This window comes from Brevibacterium aurantiacum (assembly GCF_003932995.1).
In the GTDB taxonomy this organism is placed as follows: domain Bacteria; phylum Actinomycetota; class Actinomycetes; order Actinomycetales; family Brevibacteriaceae; genus Brevibacterium; species Brevibacterium aurantiacum.
Window position 1 is genome coordinate 2072310 of sequence record NZ_CP025333.1, and the last position, 14664, is coordinate 2086973.

At 60.0% G+C, this 14664-nt stretch carries 13 protein-coding genes; 6 read left to right on the top strand and 7 right to left on the bottom strand.

The features are described from left to right. The first annotated feature begins 77 nt into the window (after window positions 1-77). The 3 genes from ctaC to CXR25_RS09660 are packed head-to-tail and all read left to right on the top strand — an operon-like array spanning window position 78 to window position 3042. Window positions 78-950, top strand: a complete 873-nt coding sequence (gene ctaC, locus CXR25_RS09650; RefSeq protein ID WP_009884648.1) for an aa3-type cytochrome oxidase subunit II — start codon at window positions 78-80, stop codon at window positions 948-950. After that, window positions 947-2644, top strand: coding sequence for an aa3-type cytochrome oxidase subunit I (gene ctaD / locus CXR25_RS09655; RefSeq protein ID WP_069600143.1), 1698 nt, complete (start codon window positions 947-949; stop codon window positions 2642-2644). Before ctaC ends, ctaD begins: the two co-directional genes overlap by 4 nt. Further along, window positions 2641-3042 (top strand): cytochrome c oxidase subunit 4, encoded by a 402-nt coding sequence (locus tag CXR25_RS09660; RefSeq protein WP_069600144.1) that lies wholly within the window; start codon window positions 2641-2643, stop codon window positions 3040-3042. The genes ctaD and CXR25_RS09660 overlap by 4 nt, the downstream gene beginning before the upstream one ends. 1335 nt (window positions 3043-4377) lie before the next feature. Here CXR25_RS09660 and qcrB read toward each other — a convergent pair. The 4 genes from qcrB to ctaE are packed head-to-tail and all read right to left on the bottom strand — an operon-like array spanning window position 4378 to window position 8610. Continuing rightward, a complete protein-coding gene (qcrB, locus tag CXR25_RS09665; protein WP_069600146.1) occupies window positions 4378-6003 on the bottom strand; it encodes a cytochrome bc1 complex cytochrome b subunit in 1626 nt (541 codons plus the stop codon). After that, window positions 6000-7043 (bottom strand): cytochrome bc1 complex Rieske iron-sulfur subunit, encoded by a 1044-nt coding sequence (qcrA, locus tag CXR25_RS09670; RefSeq protein ID WP_009884641.1) that lies wholly within the window; start codon window positions 7041-7043, stop codon window positions 6000-6002. The genes qcrB and qcrA overlap by 4 nt, the downstream gene beginning before the upstream one ends. A 49-nt stretch (window positions 7044-7092) precedes the next feature. Further along, complete coding sequence (gene qcrC / locus CXR25_RS09675) at window positions 7093-7878, bottom strand: cytochrome bc1 complex diheme cytochrome c subunit (RefSeq protein WP_029417563.1); 786 nt, start codon at window positions 7876-7878, stop codon at window positions 7093-7095. 57 nt (window positions 7879-7935) lie between these two features. After that, complete coding sequence (gene ctaE, locus CXR25_RS09680; protein WP_439951946.1) at window positions 7936-8610, bottom strand: aa3-type cytochrome oxidase subunit III; 675 nt, start codon at window positions 8608-8610, stop codon at window positions 7936-7938. Window positions 8611-8790: 180 nt separating this feature from the next. Between ctaE and trpD the strand changes: the two genes are divergently transcribed. After that, on the top strand, window positions 8791-9912 hold the full coding sequence (gene trpD / locus CXR25_RS09685; protein ID WP_069600148.1) for an anthranilate phosphoribosyltransferase: 1122 nt from the start codon (window positions 8791-8793) through the stop codon (window positions 9910-9912). On the opposite strand, the gene CXR25_RS09690 is transcribed toward trpD, so the two are convergent. From CXR25_RS09690 to CXR25_RS09700, 3 genes are read right to left on the bottom strand one after another with little or no spacing between them, the layout of a single operon-like run. Further along, on the bottom strand, window positions 9880-11625 hold the full coding sequence (locus CXR25_RS09690; RefSeq protein ID WP_009884637.1) for a DEDD exonuclease domain-containing protein: 1746 nt from the start codon (window positions 11623-11625) through the stop codon (window positions 9880-9882). The genes trpD and CXR25_RS09690 overlap by 33 nt on opposite strands. A 59-nt stretch (window positions 11626-11684) precedes the next feature. Next, window positions 11685-12107, bottom strand: a complete 423-nt coding sequence (locus CXR25_RS09695; protein ID WP_125240535.1) for a hypothetical protein — start codon at window positions 12105-12107, stop codon at window positions 11685-11687. Window positions 12108-12136: 29 nt separating this feature from the next. Beyond that, on the bottom strand, window positions 12137-12928 hold the full coding sequence (locus CXR25_RS09700; RefSeq protein WP_009884635.1) for an alpha/beta hydrolase: 792 nt from the start codon (window positions 12926-12928) through the stop codon (window positions 12137-12139). A gap of 85 nt (window positions 12929-13013) precedes the next feature. On the opposite strand from CXR25_RS09700, the gene CXR25_RS09705 reads away from it, so the two are divergent. Together CXR25_RS09705 and CXR25_RS09710 are read left to right on the top strand one after the other, a co-directional pair. Next, a complete protein-coding gene (locus tag CXR25_RS09705) occupies window positions 13014-13793 on the top strand; it encodes a lysophospholipid acyltransferase family protein (protein ID WP_035279411.1) in 780 nt (259 codons plus the stop codon). Between the two features lie 240 nt (window positions 13794-14033). After that, window positions 14034-14615 carry a MerR family transcriptional regulator gene (locus tag CXR25_RS09710; RefSeq protein WP_096177786.1) on the top strand — a complete coding sequence of 194 codons (582 nt, stop codon included), beginning with the start codon at window positions 14034-14036 and terminating at the stop codon, window positions 14613-14615. The last annotated feature ends 49 nt before the right edge of the window (window positions 14616-14664 follow it).

A 14664-nucleotide genomic window follows, 5' to 3' on the forward strand; every position in this document is an offset into this window, starting at 1 on the left:
CGGTACTCTGGTAACTGACATAGTAAGAATTCGTCTTTGGGGCACCCCGAGGCGAATAAGGTTGTGAAAGGCTGCACGTGGATTCTCCGAATCAGGCAGGACCGGGAAGGTCCTGGGCGAAGCGGCTCGGCACTCTGGGCGCCGTCGCTGTACTGGCGTTGCTGTCCGGCTGCACGAAAGAGCAGGTCTCCACAGGATTCTTCCCCGCCGAATCGAAGGGCGCCACCAACCACACCGAGGCCTACACCTCCCTGTGGAACGGTGCATGGATCGCCCTGCTGATCGTGGGGCTGATCGTGTGGGGACTCATTCTGTGGTCGATGGTCGCCTACCGCCGCCGCAAGAACGATCGCGGACTGCCTGTGCAGCTGCGCTACAGTATGCCGATCGAAATCCTGTTCACGGTCACTCCAGTCATCCTGGTCCTGGGATTCTTCTTCCAGAGCGTTCAGGTCATGGAGAAGACAACTGACGACACCACTCCAGGTGAGCAGGTCATCGAAGTCGCTGCCAAACAATGGGCATGGGACTTCAACTACGTCAATCAAGACGTGTACTTCGCGGGTACGCAGGTCCCACTCGACGGCTCTGAGAAGCCGGGGGAGGAGGCACCAACCCTCTACCTCCCGGTCGACACCGACCTCGAGATCAAGCTGCGTTCACGCGACGTCATCCACTCGTTCTGGGTTCCCGCTTTCCTCGAGAAGCGCGACATGATTCCTGGTCACGACCAGAGTCTGCATCTGCGCGCCGAGAAAGAAGGCGAGTACGTGGGCAAGTGCGCAGAGTTGTGCGGTGAATACCACTCGGAAATGCTCTTCAATGTGAAGGTCGTCTCCAAGGCCGAGTTTGAGGACTACACCAAGTCACTCGCCGACGAAGGCAACAAGGGCCAGCTCGGTCCTGAGTACGATCGCAACTGGTACCCGAAAGAAGGTGCTGAAAAATGACCGCAACGATGAATCAGGCGGCCATTGACGCCCCCGTTGTTCCTCGGAGCAAGGGAAAGATCATCGTCGACTGGATCACGTCGACCGACCATAAGACGATCGGGTACATGTACCTGATCGCGTCGTTCCTCTTCTTCTGCGTCGGCGGCGTCATGGCGCTCATCATCCGCCTCGAGCTCTTCGATCCGGGTATGCAGATCATTGAGACCAAGGAGCAGTACAACCAGCTGTTCACGATGCACGGCACGCTGATGCTGCTGATGTTCGCGACACCGCTGTTCTCCGGCTTCGCCAATGTGATCATGCCGCTGCAGATCGGCGCACCCGACGTGGCGTTCCCTCGTCTGAATGCCTTCGCATTCTGGATGTACCTCTTCGGCTCTCTGATCGCCGTCTCCGGCTTCCTCACCCCTCAGGGTGCAGCCTCGTTCGGATGGACCGCGTACGCGCCTCTGAGCAATACGACGTTCACACCGGGAGCCGGCGGAAACCTCTGGGTTCTCGGCTTGGCTCTGCAGGGAATCGGAACGATCCTCGGATCGGTCAACTTCATCACCACCATCATCACGATGCGTGCCCCGGGTATGACCATGTTCCGTATGCCGATCTTCACCTGGAACACCCTGATCACCGGCATCCTCGTCCTCATGGCCTTCCAGCCTCTCGCCGCCGCTCTGCTTGTCTTGGGAGCTGACCGCGTATTGGGATCCCATGTCTTCAGCCCCGGCAACGGGGGACCGATTCTCTGGCAGCACTTATTCTGGTTCTTCGGGCACCCGGAGGTCTACGTGATCGCGTTGCCGTTCTTCGGCATCGTCACCGAGATCTTCCCTGTCTTCAGCCGCAAGCCTGTCTTCGGCTACAAGGAACTGGTCTTCGCGACGATTTCGATTGCCGCCCTGTCGGTGACCGTGTGGGCACACCACATGTATGTCACAGGCGTCGTGGCACTGCCGTTCTTCGCTTTCATGACGATGCTCATCGCGATTCCGACAGGTGTGAAGTTCTTCAACTGGGTGGGCACGATGTGGCGAGGGTCGATCACCTTCGAGACTCCGATGGTCTGGTCCATCGGGTTCCTCGTCACGTTCCTCTTCGGTGGTCTCACCGGCGTCATTTTGGCCAGTCCCGCGCTTGACCAGCAGGTGTCGGACTCCTACTTCGTCGTTGCTCACTTCCACTACGTGATCTTCGGCACCGTCGTGTTCGCGATGTTCGCCGGATTCTACTTCTGGTGGCCGAAGTGGACCGGCAAGATGCTCAACGAGAAGCTCGGCCACATCCACTTCTGGATGCTGTTCATCGGCTTCCACGCCACCTTCCTCGTCCAGCACTGGCTCGGCGTCGACGGAATGCCTCGTCGTTACGCGGACTACCTGCCGCAGGATGGCTTCACGTGGATGAACCAGGTGTCCACGGTCGGCGCAATGGTCCTCGGCCTGTCCATGGTTCCGTTCTTCTGGAACGTATGGATCACCTCGCGCAATGCGCCGAAGGTCACCGTCGACGATCCTTGGGGCTACGGCGGTTCGCTGGAGTGGGCAACTTCCTGCCCACCTCCACGCCACAACTTCACTTCGCTGCCACGCATCCGTTCGGAGCGTCCGGCATTCGATGTGAACCATCCGGAGCTGCTCGAATACGCCGGACACGGCACTGCTGAACCGCAACTCACAGGAGGTAACGTCAAGTGAAATCCTCGATCTATGTCTTCGTGTTGTGCGGGATCTTCTTCGCGGCCGTCGGAGTTGCCTATGGCCTCTACACCGACTTCACTGAGCTCGTCGGTTTCCCGGCACTGCTCCTCGTCGGTGCGATGTCGCTGATGATCGGTGTGTACCTGTGGTTGACCGATCGTCGTGTCGGTCGTCAGCCCTCGGACAACGAGCACGCTGAGATCTCAGACGCCGACGCCGACTACGGCTTCTTCAGCCCTTGGAGCTGGTGGCCGATCGTTTGCGCCGGTGCTGCGGCAGTGGCTTTCTACGGTATCGCTATGGGTTGGTGGATCTTCCCATTCGGTGCTGTGCTCGGCCTCGTCGCTCTCGTCGGACTGTCGTTCGAGCACGATCGTGGGGATCACGCTCACTGATTCGCTGCTGAGCGAACACTGATTGAAAATCACGTTGATGGCCCGGACTCGTTTGAGTCCGGGCCATCAACCTATTCAACGAACGACATGGCAAGCCTGTGCTCAAGTCGAGCCACCGAATACTTCCGCGGCCTCGGTGAGCTCCTTGTGGTCTGACTCGTTGCTCTTAGCCGTCCGCCTTCGACCCCCGCCCTCTGCCGGGACATGGTCGACCGAGCTCACGTGTGCTTCCATCGAACAGTTCCGGCGGACCGAGGCCAAGTCGGCGTGCCCTTCAGCGGCGAAGCGGAGCGTTACCAGGCGGATCCTGCCAGCATGCTGCATCTTCGGCGATCAGGAGCGCTTGCAGGGCTCTGAGGTGTCCGTGCTGGACCTGTGACCAACTTCAACGCCTTGATCACTTGTAGCTCCTGGTGTGTGTCTGTTCGGAGCAGGTCTGGCCGCTATGCCAACTGCCGGGAGTCCCCGGTTGGGTCCACCTGTTCGCTTTCATCAGTTGCCAGCGCCTGAAACTGTCTTTGTCGCTCAGATATGATGGGGGAGTTCCTCGGACGCGCAAAAGCGGAATGCCATTCGCGAGGAGGTCCCCACGCGCCCAGCGATACTTCGTACCGTCATGACCTCAAGGTCCGGGTAAGAAACCATGGCTGATACCTGGCGCGCTCATGCTGGTTGGGGCAGTGGCTGTTCACCTCAATCGACAGCGCATCTTGGAACAGCCGAACTCATCGCGGCGATCCAGAGGATCTTCAGCGTCTGTCTGGCGACGGTGATGGATGGTCTGCCGGCGGAATCGTTGGCCTGCACTCGTCAGTACGCGGCAACGTTGCGCATAAGCACTCTACGGTCACCCCACGGACAGGTCATCTTCGCCCAGGGACAGCCGATTGGCAGAGGATTGAACCCGCCATCGTCGTGACCGTGACCCTCGTTGCCGTCGCCGTCGTACCTGCCCAATTCATCAAATCCCGGAAACAGACCCGACTCCACGCCGCCGCGATTTCATTCTTCCAATCCAAACCAGGGGAGTGTGGGCTGACAGCCATAGAAGACCGCACCTGGCAGGAGCGGATGACACCAGCACGGTTGAGATCGAGAAGTGAGATCTGCGAATCGCACCACTCTCAGGTACCAATACTTGACCACCACGGCGAAGGCAGGAAATTCGTGACCGGGGTTCGACAGACACTCGCAAGGCCGACGGGGTCAGTCCGATCAGCTCGAACAGTCAACTGTGCACTGAAACAACATGACGGAAGGGCCCAACAACAGATGTTGGGCCCTTCCGTCATAGCGCTGGCTTATCAAGTTCGCGAGAGCTGAACTCCAGGTCGATCAGTAGCCGATCTTCTTGTGAGTGTTCGACTCCACCGAATCATGATCGTGATGCGATGCTTCGAGCTCCTGCTTGGTCACTGGCGCGACACGGTCTTCGAAGAAGAACCTGGAGAGCTTCGCACGGAACTTCTCAAGTCCGGTGATCTTGCCTTCCGCATTCGGCTCTGCCGGCGTGTACGACGGCGACTCGAACGCTGTCAGCTTCCACAGTTTATGTGGTGGCAGCGCTTCGTGACGCTCAAGGAACTCGCCATGGGGGAGACGGATGATGTTCGCTGTCTCCCGACCGTGCAGCGCGATCTCACGATCCTTGCGCTGCAGACCGATGCACATTCGCTTCGTGATCATGTAGCCGATGATCGGACCGACGAAGAACACTATGCGGAAGATGTAGATCATGTCGTTGAGCGACATCTGGAAGAACACCGCAATGATGTCACCCGAGGCAGCGGCCCACATGTTGCAATAGAAGATGATGCCTGCAACACCGATGGCAGTACGCGTGGGGTTGTTGCGAGGACGATCGAGGATGTGGTGTTCACGCTTGTCCTTGAGCAACCAGGACTCGAAGAACGGATAGATGAACATCGCACCGAAGACGCCGCCCATGACAACCACCGCACTGTTGATATTCAGTGAGATCGGCCAGCCGGCAATGTAGAACTCGAGCCAACCGGGAACGATGCGCAGGAAGCCGTCTGCCCAACCGATGTACCAGTCAGGCTGCGTGCCTGCAGACACCGGCGACGGGTCGTACGGGCCGTAGTTCCAGATCGGGTTGATCGTGAAGAGGGCTGAGATGAGTGCCACCAGACCGAAGATGAGGAAGAAGAATCCTCCACCCTTGGCTGCGAATGTCGGCAGAACCGGCTCGCCGACGACGTTCTTCTCTGTGTTGCCTGCACCTGGGTACTGCGTGTGCTTGTGCACGACGACGAACACCAGGTGGATGCCGATCAGAGCGATCAGCAGCGCAGGAACGATCATGATGTGCAACGAATAGAGCCTGGCCACGATGTCCGTGCCTGGGAACTCGCCGCCGAAGATGAAGAACGAAAGATATGTTCCGACCAGTGGCAGCGATTTCACGATGCCGTCAATGATTCGCAGACCGTTTCCTGAGAGCAGATCATCGGGCAGCGAGTAACCGGTGAAGCCGGCCGCCATACCCATGATGACCAGGAGCACACCGACGATCCAGTTGAGCTCACGAGGGCGACGGAACGCGCCGGTGAAGAACACGCGCAGCATGTGGATGCTCAGCGCAGCGACGAACAGCAGGGCACCCCAGTGGTGCATCTGACGGATGAACAGGCCACCGCGGATCTCGAATGAGATCGCCAGGGTCGAGTTGTACGCCTCTGAGATCTCGACGCCACGCAGCGGCGCCCAGGGACCTTCATAGTGCATCTCACCCATTGCAGGGGTGAAGAAGAAGGTCAGGAACGTTCCGGAGAGGATAACGATGACGAAGCTGTAGAGAGCGACCTCACCGAGCATGAACGACCAGTGGGAAGGAAAGATCTTGCGTCCGAACTCGCGGACGAGGACTGAAGCCCCGACTCGAGTTTCGGCGAAGTTCGCGGCCTTCCCGATGGTTGTTGTGGGTTGTGTAGTACTCATGGGTGATTGATCTCCCAGAACGTAGGTCCGACGGGCTCAGGGAAGTCCGACTGTGCGACCAGATATCCTTCGCTGTCGACCGAGATGGGCAGCTGCGGCAGTGGACGCTTGGCCGGGCCGAAGATGACCTTGCAGTGTTCGGTCACATCGAAGGTCGACTGGTGGCACGGGCAGAGCAGGTGGTGTGTCTGGTGCTCATACAGTGCGACGGGGCAACCGACGTGGGTGCAGATCTTGGAATATGCGACGATGCCGTCGTGTGACCAATCCTTGCGATCCGGATCTTCTCTGAGTTCCTTGGGATCGATGCGCATGAGCAGAACGGCGGCTTTTGCCTTCTCCTCCAACGGGTGTTCGGCGTTCTCTTCATCGCCGATGCCGGATGGCAACACGTGGTAAGCCGAACCGATGGTGACGTCGTCTGCCTTGATGGGGCGTTCCGATTCCACCGATGGAATGCCGCCCGGATCCTGGATCAGGCGAATGCCCTTGCCCCAGAGGGTGTTGAACATCTTGTCTCCGGGCAGTGGGCCAAGGTCGCGGAAGACGAGGACTGCGGGCAGGGGAGCGATGGCCAGCGCCGCGATCAGCGTGTTGCGCAGAAGCGGACGACGGGCGATGCCTGACTCTTCCTTCGCCTGATGCAGAATCTCAAGGGCAACTGCCTGATCCTCTTCGCTGCCGCCGATGTCGTGACGCTCATCGATTCCCTCGTGATCGCTCATGAGGTTCTTGGCCCACAGCACTGCACCGGCGCCGATGGAGAACATGGCTACTGCCGCACCAAGGCCGATGGAGGTGTTGTGAAGACGGATGCTCTGCATCGTCTCACCCGGTGTGAACAGGAAATAAGCGACAATGAACCAGATGGTTCCGACCATCGACAGGACGAACCAAGCCGCCACCTGGCGCTCAGCTACCTTCGCGGCCTTCGGATCGCGATCAGCGACTCGCGGCTTATGTTCCGGCAGCCCCGGGTTCGTGAACCCATTCAACTCCTCGAGCTGGCTGCCGCCGCCGAAGTGGTCTTTCGAGGTCATTGAATTCCCCGTCTTTTCTCGTGGTGGTTACTGAACGACATTGACTGACTCACTTTGCCCTGGATGACAGCCATACTGTCAGTCCGATGACCGCGCTGAGCCCGAAGAACCAGATGAAGAGTCCTTCTGCCACGGGTCCCAGCGATCCCAGCTTGAAGCCACCGGGCGATGGGGTTTCCGAGACCTCTTTGACATAGGCGATCACGTCGCGCTTGTCATCAGGAGTCAGGTTTGCGTCGTTGAAGATTGGCATGTTCTGCGGACCGGTCTGCATTGCCTCGTAAAGGTGCTTCTCGGAGACGTCCGACAGGTTCGGAGCGTACTTGCCGCGGGTGAGCGCACCGCCGGCGCCGACCACGTTGTGGCACATGGCGCAGTTGGTGCGGAAGAGGCCACCGCCGGCTGCGGGGTCACCCTTGGATGCGTCGAGGTTCTCTTCCTCAGGAACGGCAGGGCCGGGGCCCAGCGAAGCAACGTAGGCCGCGAGCTGAGCGGTCTGCTCCTCATCGAACTGAGGTTCCTTGGTACGTGCCTGCGGCCCATTGGCCTGCAGCGGCATACGACCGGTTCCGACCTGGAAGTCGACGGCAGCTGCGCCGACGCCGATGAGACCCGGTCCGGCCTTCGAACCCTCGCCGCTGAGACCGTGGCATGTTGCACAGTTCGCTGCGAAGAGCTTTTTGCCTTCCTCGACGTCCGAGGCGCTGGCGGTCTCCGCCTGGGCGCTCGAAGTCTGAGTGAAGAGTGCGTAGGCTCCGCCAGTCAGCAGCAGTGCCACCAAGAGCAGCACAACCAGTGCCATTGGGTGCCTGCGGCGATCTGCTAAAAGCTTCACGTGATCGTCCTTTGCTTTAAATGTTGTGAGTCCGAATGGCCGAGCATCTCGAGCCGACTATTGAAGGAGGTAGATGACTCCGAAGAGACCAACCCAGACAACGTCGACGAAGTGCCAGTAGTAGGACACGCAAATCGCGAATGTGGCGTCATGGTGACCGAACTTCTTGGCTCCGTATGCTCGTCCGATCACAAGCAGGAAGCAGATGAGTCCGATGGTCACGTGAATACCGTGGAACCCAGTGGTCAGGTAGAAGACGGAACCATAGCCATCGCTGTTGATGGCGATGCCTTCGCTGACCAGGGTGGCGTATTCCATGACCTGGCCGGAGACGAAGACCGCGCCCAGCAGGAAGGTGAGGTAGAACCACTCAACCATTCCCCATTTGGCGACGTTGAACAGAGAACCCGTCCGGCGAGGCCGGAACTTCTCCGCTGCGAAGACGCCCAGCTGGCAGGTGAATGAAGACGACACCAGGATCAGCGTGTTGCCGAGCGCATATGGGATGTCGAGAACCTCAGTCTGGGTCTCCCATAATTCCGGCACAACGGATCGAATGGTGAAGTACATGGCGAAGAGCGCGGCAAAGAACATCAGGTCGCTCGCGAGGAACACGATGAAGCCCACCGTGGTCACATTCGGACGATTGACAACCGGATGTGCTGGCGCTGTTTGAGATGCAGTGGCAGTTGACACAACCCCATTATTACTCGTCTCGGGGTAAGTTTTCATCTTTTACCCAGCTTTCGGTGAATATTTTTCTACACGGTGTAGCGAAAACGTTGATTTGGTGCCGGAATCTCGTATTCGGATCACCTGGCCCCCGCGTGTCGAAGACAGGATAGGATGCCGCAGGTAAGTTCCATCTCGTAGTCAGAGGTGGTGGCAGCACCTTAAGGAGAGTTCATTCGGATGACGGAGACACCGCGTACGACACCCCCGGAAACACAGGATTCCGGGACCCGAACCACATCTGAGGGCGCCACCTACAATTGGCCCGATCTCCTGATGAACCTCATGCACCAGCAGGACCTTGATGAGTCCGCTGCGGCGTGGGCAATGGACCAGATCATGTCCGGGCAGACACCCGATGTGACAATGGCCGCATTCCTCGTGGCACACCATACGAAGGGCGAGACCGTATCGGAGATTGCGGGTTTGGTCTCGGCCATGATGGATCACGCCGTGCCGTTGCCGGGCCTCGAAGATTCCGTTGACATCGTCGGCACCGGTGGAGATCGCGCGAAGACTGCCAACATATCCTCGACCGCGGCGATGATCATCTCTGCCTCGGGGCAGCGCGTCGTCAAGCACGGCAACCGTGCGACGTCCTCAGCCTCCGGCTCCGCAGATGTTCTCGAAGCCCTTGGCGTTCGCTTCGACATCACGCCGGAACAGACCGGGATCATCGCAAAGGAAGTCGGCCTGGCATTCTGCTTCGCCAACGTCTTCCACCCCTCCATGCAGTTCGTGTCGGCTGTGCGTCGGCAGATCAGTGTGCCGACTGCGTTCAATATCCTCGGCCCACTGACGAACCCGGCTCGTGCCCGTCACACCGCGATCGGCGTGGCTGACGCGCAGATGGCTCCTCTGGTCGTGGGCACCTTGGCCAAGCGGGGGCATCAGGCGATTGTGTTCCGGTCCCGAGACGGACTGGACGAACTGAGCAACACCGACGTCAACGATGTGTGGGAAGTCCGCCATGGCGAGGTCGAGCACATGACCTTCGATGCTCTGGATCTGGGCTTCGATCGTGTGACGAAGAATGATCTGCGTGGCGGTGGCCCCGATGAGAATGCCGAGATCACCCGATCGGTGCTCAACGGTGAGAAATCAGCGGTGCGAGACATCGTGCTGATCAATACCGCAGCGGCACTGGTCGCGGCCGATGAGTCCTCGGTGGGGAGCTTGACCGAGCGGATGGCGGCAAAACTCGTCATTGCGGAAAAGACCGTTGACGCCGGCCTCGGTGCACAGAAGCTCGATCAGCTGATCGAGGTCTCACACAGGGTCGCTGAGACGAACCGTCCCTGACTCCTGCGCATGGTAGTTGGCACCAGCGCGGGGGAGCGACCACGCCCCCTGCGCTGATGTCAGCGTGGCTGACTGCAGCCACTGGGACAGCAGCCGGGTCTCCTCTGGGAGAGAATCGGTGTCGGCTGGAAGACGACCTGGAGCAGGCACCCATTCTGCGGTCGCTGCGATGGCGGCGAATGACTCGTCAATCGCCTGCGAGCCACGGACGTGCGAGGCTGCGGCCAATTTTCCGTGACGGATCACGGCGAGATCGATCCCACCCTCGGGTCCCGGGGCGTGCGCAAGGATCTCAGGGACAGCCCGCAGCGCCTGAACCGATTCGGCCCGAGCCGCACACGAGAGCGCCGAGCGCATAGCGTCGCGCACCTCAGCGGCGGTCTCGTACCTCGCTTCGTCAGCCAGCCGCGACATTCGCTGAGTGCACAGACTGCGCAGAGAAGTGAAGTCTCCGGCCATGACCTCGAACAGTGCGGCGATGTCATCCAGGTAGGCCTGCCTGTCCAGCACCCCGGCACAGGGTCCTCCGCACTGACCGACTTGGGAGCTCACACACGGACGGTGAGAGGCGAGGTTGGAGGCAGTGATCTTCGCTGTGCATCGTTTGACCGGGTAGAGGGTATCGAGAAGTTCCTTCACCGCTTGTGCTGTCTTGCGTGATCGGAACGGGCCGAGCGGAGTTGCGGGTGACTTCTCCAATGCCGTGTTCGCCCGGACCACTGACAGACGTGGATATTCCTCATCGCTGAGAACGATCCAGGAATTGCGTTCAGGGTTCTTCGAGCGACGGTTGTACGGCGGGGCGAGTTCGCCGATCAGGCGGATCTCTCTGACTTCGGCTTCGAGGGCATGCGCGCACGGCAGGCAGCTGACTTCTTGGGCAGCAGTGATCATCTCAGCCATTCGGCCTCGGTTCTCCGAGGCATTGAAGTAGCCTCGGACGCGCCGGGCCATGTTCCCGGACTTCCCGATGTAGAGGACACGGCGAGTTCCATCGAGGAACATGTAGACACCCGGCTCAGCCGGAACTCCCTTAGCCAGGTGCGACTTGGCCTGGCGTTTCGCCCACCCTGCCTGGCGTACCGTGGCCAACTCTTCGAGCGTTGTGATGCCGTAGCCTCCGAACCGTTCGAGGACCCGGTGCAGCACCTCTCCCGTGGCCTTGGCATCGGACAGCGCACGGTGGTCGGGTGAGACCTCGGTTCCGAAATGAGCGGCGAGGGTCGACAGTTTGTGATTGCGCACCTCGTCTCGACTCACCACTCGCCGAGACAGAGTGACGGTGTCGAGGACTGTCGGCTGGGGCCAGTGGTAGTCGAGCTTTTCACAGGCCGAGCGGATGAATCCGATATCGAAGGGGGCATTGTGGGCGACCAGTACCGCGCCGACGCAGAATTCCAGAAAGCTGGGGAGGACCGAACGAATGGACGGTGCATCGTCGACCATGGCGTGTGTGATGCCGGTCAACCGTGCCACGAAGGGACTGATCACCGATTCTTCGGGCTTGACCAGAGACTGAAACTCGCCGAGGACCTCACCGCCGCGCGTCTTCACCGCACCGATCTCAGTGATCTCCGACTTTCCTGCGGTCGTGCCTGTCGTCTCTAAGTCCACGATGACGAAAGTGACCTCATGGAGCGGTGTGCCAAGGGCATCGAAGGACAGCTGGGAGGATTCGATTGCTGTCGGAGTTCGGTCGAATGGGGCAGACATGCGCCCCAGTATTTCACCCACCACTGACACCGGGGGAGACCCGAGGTGCGAAGCCGTGATCAGACCGAGGCACCGTTGTCCCCGTCGGACGAACGGTTCGTGGGGAGATGGAAGAAGAGCCCGACTGCCCCGCCGAGACCGACGGCGATGCCGACCAACAGAAACCACCCGGGCAGAGGTCGGAAGAAGATCACGCCGAGGAGCAACAGCAGCACGGCACCGAACGTGGCGACGACGGAGAGCATCAGAGTCGGTGAGGCTGTGCGCCAACCGATCGGCGCGGCAGGGCCGGGTTCCCACCCTTCATCCTCTTCGAGTCGTTCCCTGACCTCGTCGGCAGGCGTATCGCCCATCATCGCGCTGGGTTCGGCAATCTGGTTGACGAGATCTTCCCAGTGACTGTCACTGATGCGTGAGGAATCGCCGAGCTGCTCCGATTCTGGAACCTCGTTACGCCAGTCCTCGTTCTTCTCGTCGTCCATGTTCTCTATCAGCAATCCTGTCGACTTCTCTATTCCCGGTCTCCCGGGGTACCAGCCGTTGCGCCACCGGCGGATGTCACCTTCTCAAGGATCACCTCGGCGATGGTGTCCGCGTCGTTGTCCAAGGTGGCTACGTGACGTGACCGACGCAGGGCACGGATCGCAGGAGCCGTGGGCAGACGTGAGCGCAGGGTCCTGAGGGTGAGTGGGCCGACGACGCCGTCACTGCCGGAGATGAAGAGCGTGACCGGGCATTCGACCCGCCATAGGTCGTTGCGAAGCTTCGACTGCGCCGAGGCGAATGATGCGATGGCAGCGACAGGCGTCCGGTCGTAGGCATATTCGCAGCGATCCGGATGTGCGATGTCTCCGCCGATCGCCGGCACCGAGGCGACGAAATGTTTGAGGACCGGAAGAAGTGGAGTCAGCGGGGAGTCGATGTACAGGGCCGGATTGATGAGGACGAGTTCAGTAGGAGGCGAATCGTCGGCACCCAATGCCAAGGCCAAGGCCCCACCCATGGACAAACCAGCGACCACTACCCGAGAGTGAGTCTGCGACAGCGCCGACAACTCCGCCTTCGCAGCGTCGAGCCAATCAGACCACTTCGTGGCATTGAGATCCTGCCAACGGGTGCCGTGTCCGGGAAGCAACGGCACGCTGACGCTGACTCCGTGATCGCTGAGGGCACGGGCAATGGGAAACCACGCGGCCGGAGAACCGGTGATTCCGTGGAGAAACAGCACGGCAGACTCCGAGTCCGGAGCGATCTGCCGGTAAGGTGCAGTCGGCACCGATTGTGGTGAGTAGTCGATCTCCATAGCATCAGCATGGCATGAATGTGCGGTGATGGTGTCGATATATGATGTCCGAGAACGACAAAGAGTCGTGACAGGGAAGGTGCTCGTGTTCTACTGGTTTCTCAAGCGAGTCGTGGCCGGACCCATTCTGCGGATCCTCTTCCGCCCCTGGGTGCGCGGACTGGACAACCTCCCGTCCGATGGGCCTGCGATCATCGCGGGAAATCACAACCATTTCATGGATTCGATCTTCGTCCCCCTGCTCGCCCCCAGGCCAGTCGTCTACCTGGCGAAGAAGGACTACTTCACCGGACGCGGACTCAAAGGCACCGTCACACGGTGGTTCTTCAAACTCAACAACCAGCTGCCGATGGACAGAGCCGGGGGATCCGGTTCGCAGGCGTCCCTCGAGTCCGGACTCAAGGTGCTGCGCGAGGGTAACTCCCTGGGCATCTATCCTGAGGGAACTCGCTCACCGGATGGCAAGCTCTACCGCGGCCGGACCGGCGTGGCCCGGCTGGTTCTCGAGTCGGGTGCTCCGGTGATTCCCGTCGCGATCATCGGCACCGACAAGATCCAGCCCGCAGGCCGACTGATCCCGAAGTTCCGGCGCGTCGGAATCGTCTTCGGATCGTCGATGGACTTCTCCAAGTACGAGGGGCTCCCAACCGACCGCTTCCTCCTGCGCTCCGTCACCGACGAGATCATGTACGAGATCATGCGGCTGTCCGGGCAGGAATACGTCGACAAATACGCTTCGACCGTCAAGACCAAGCTCCTCACCAGCTCCAAACCGAAGAAGGCAGACGAGCCCAAACCGGACGATGAGCAGACACAGGAATCAGCCGAGGCCGAGAACCACAAGGCCCGGCCAGAATCCGAGTGATCGGGTACGTCTGCTGGGTCTCGGGCTGTCCGAACGGCACTCATTCGGGTGTTCGAATACTGCGATAACGGCGACACGCAGAAATTGTTACCTTGAGGTGTTTGTCCTGGAAGGCCGGGAAGAATAGCTTGGAGATGTTGAATCCCACTGTAGGTTCGCTGAGAAGAGAGCTAGAATGGAAATGTTCTCTGCCCTTCAAAGCGACCTCGCTTCCCCCAGGGACTATAAGGAGGAGTCGGTGTGAACCGCTCAAGTCATGAAAGCGTCGAGCCGACGCCAATACCGCCAGCCGCTCAGGGACTGTTGTTCGACGACGATCTGCCTGTCCTCGATGAAGAGGCCGGCTACCGTGGTCCCACTGTGTGCAAGGTCGTCGGCATCAGCTACCGCCGACTCGATTACTGGGCACGCACCGACCTGGTGACCCCGTCGATTCGCAATGCAACCGGATCAGGCAGCCAGCGGCTCTACAGCTTCCGTGACATCCTCGTCCTCAAGATCGTCAAGCGACTCCTCGACACCGGCGTCGGGCTGCAGTCGATCCGCACGGCAGTCGACCACCTGCGTTCGCGTGGAGTTCGGGATCTCTCACAGATCACCCTGATGTCTGATGGAGCCAGCGTCTTCGAATGCACTTCACCCGATGAGGTCGTCGACCTCCTGCAGGGCGGACAGGGCGTCTTCGGCATCGCCGTCGGTCGTGTCTGGAACGAAGTCGAAGGCAGTCTCTCCGAACTGCCCAGCGAACGGCTTCCCGAAGATGACTCAGCCATCGTCGAGATGGACGAGCTCGCCCAACGACGGGCTCGGAAACTCGGCTGAACAGGTTGCTCGCCCGGATACCGGGCAGTCCCAGATAGGGACACCATGG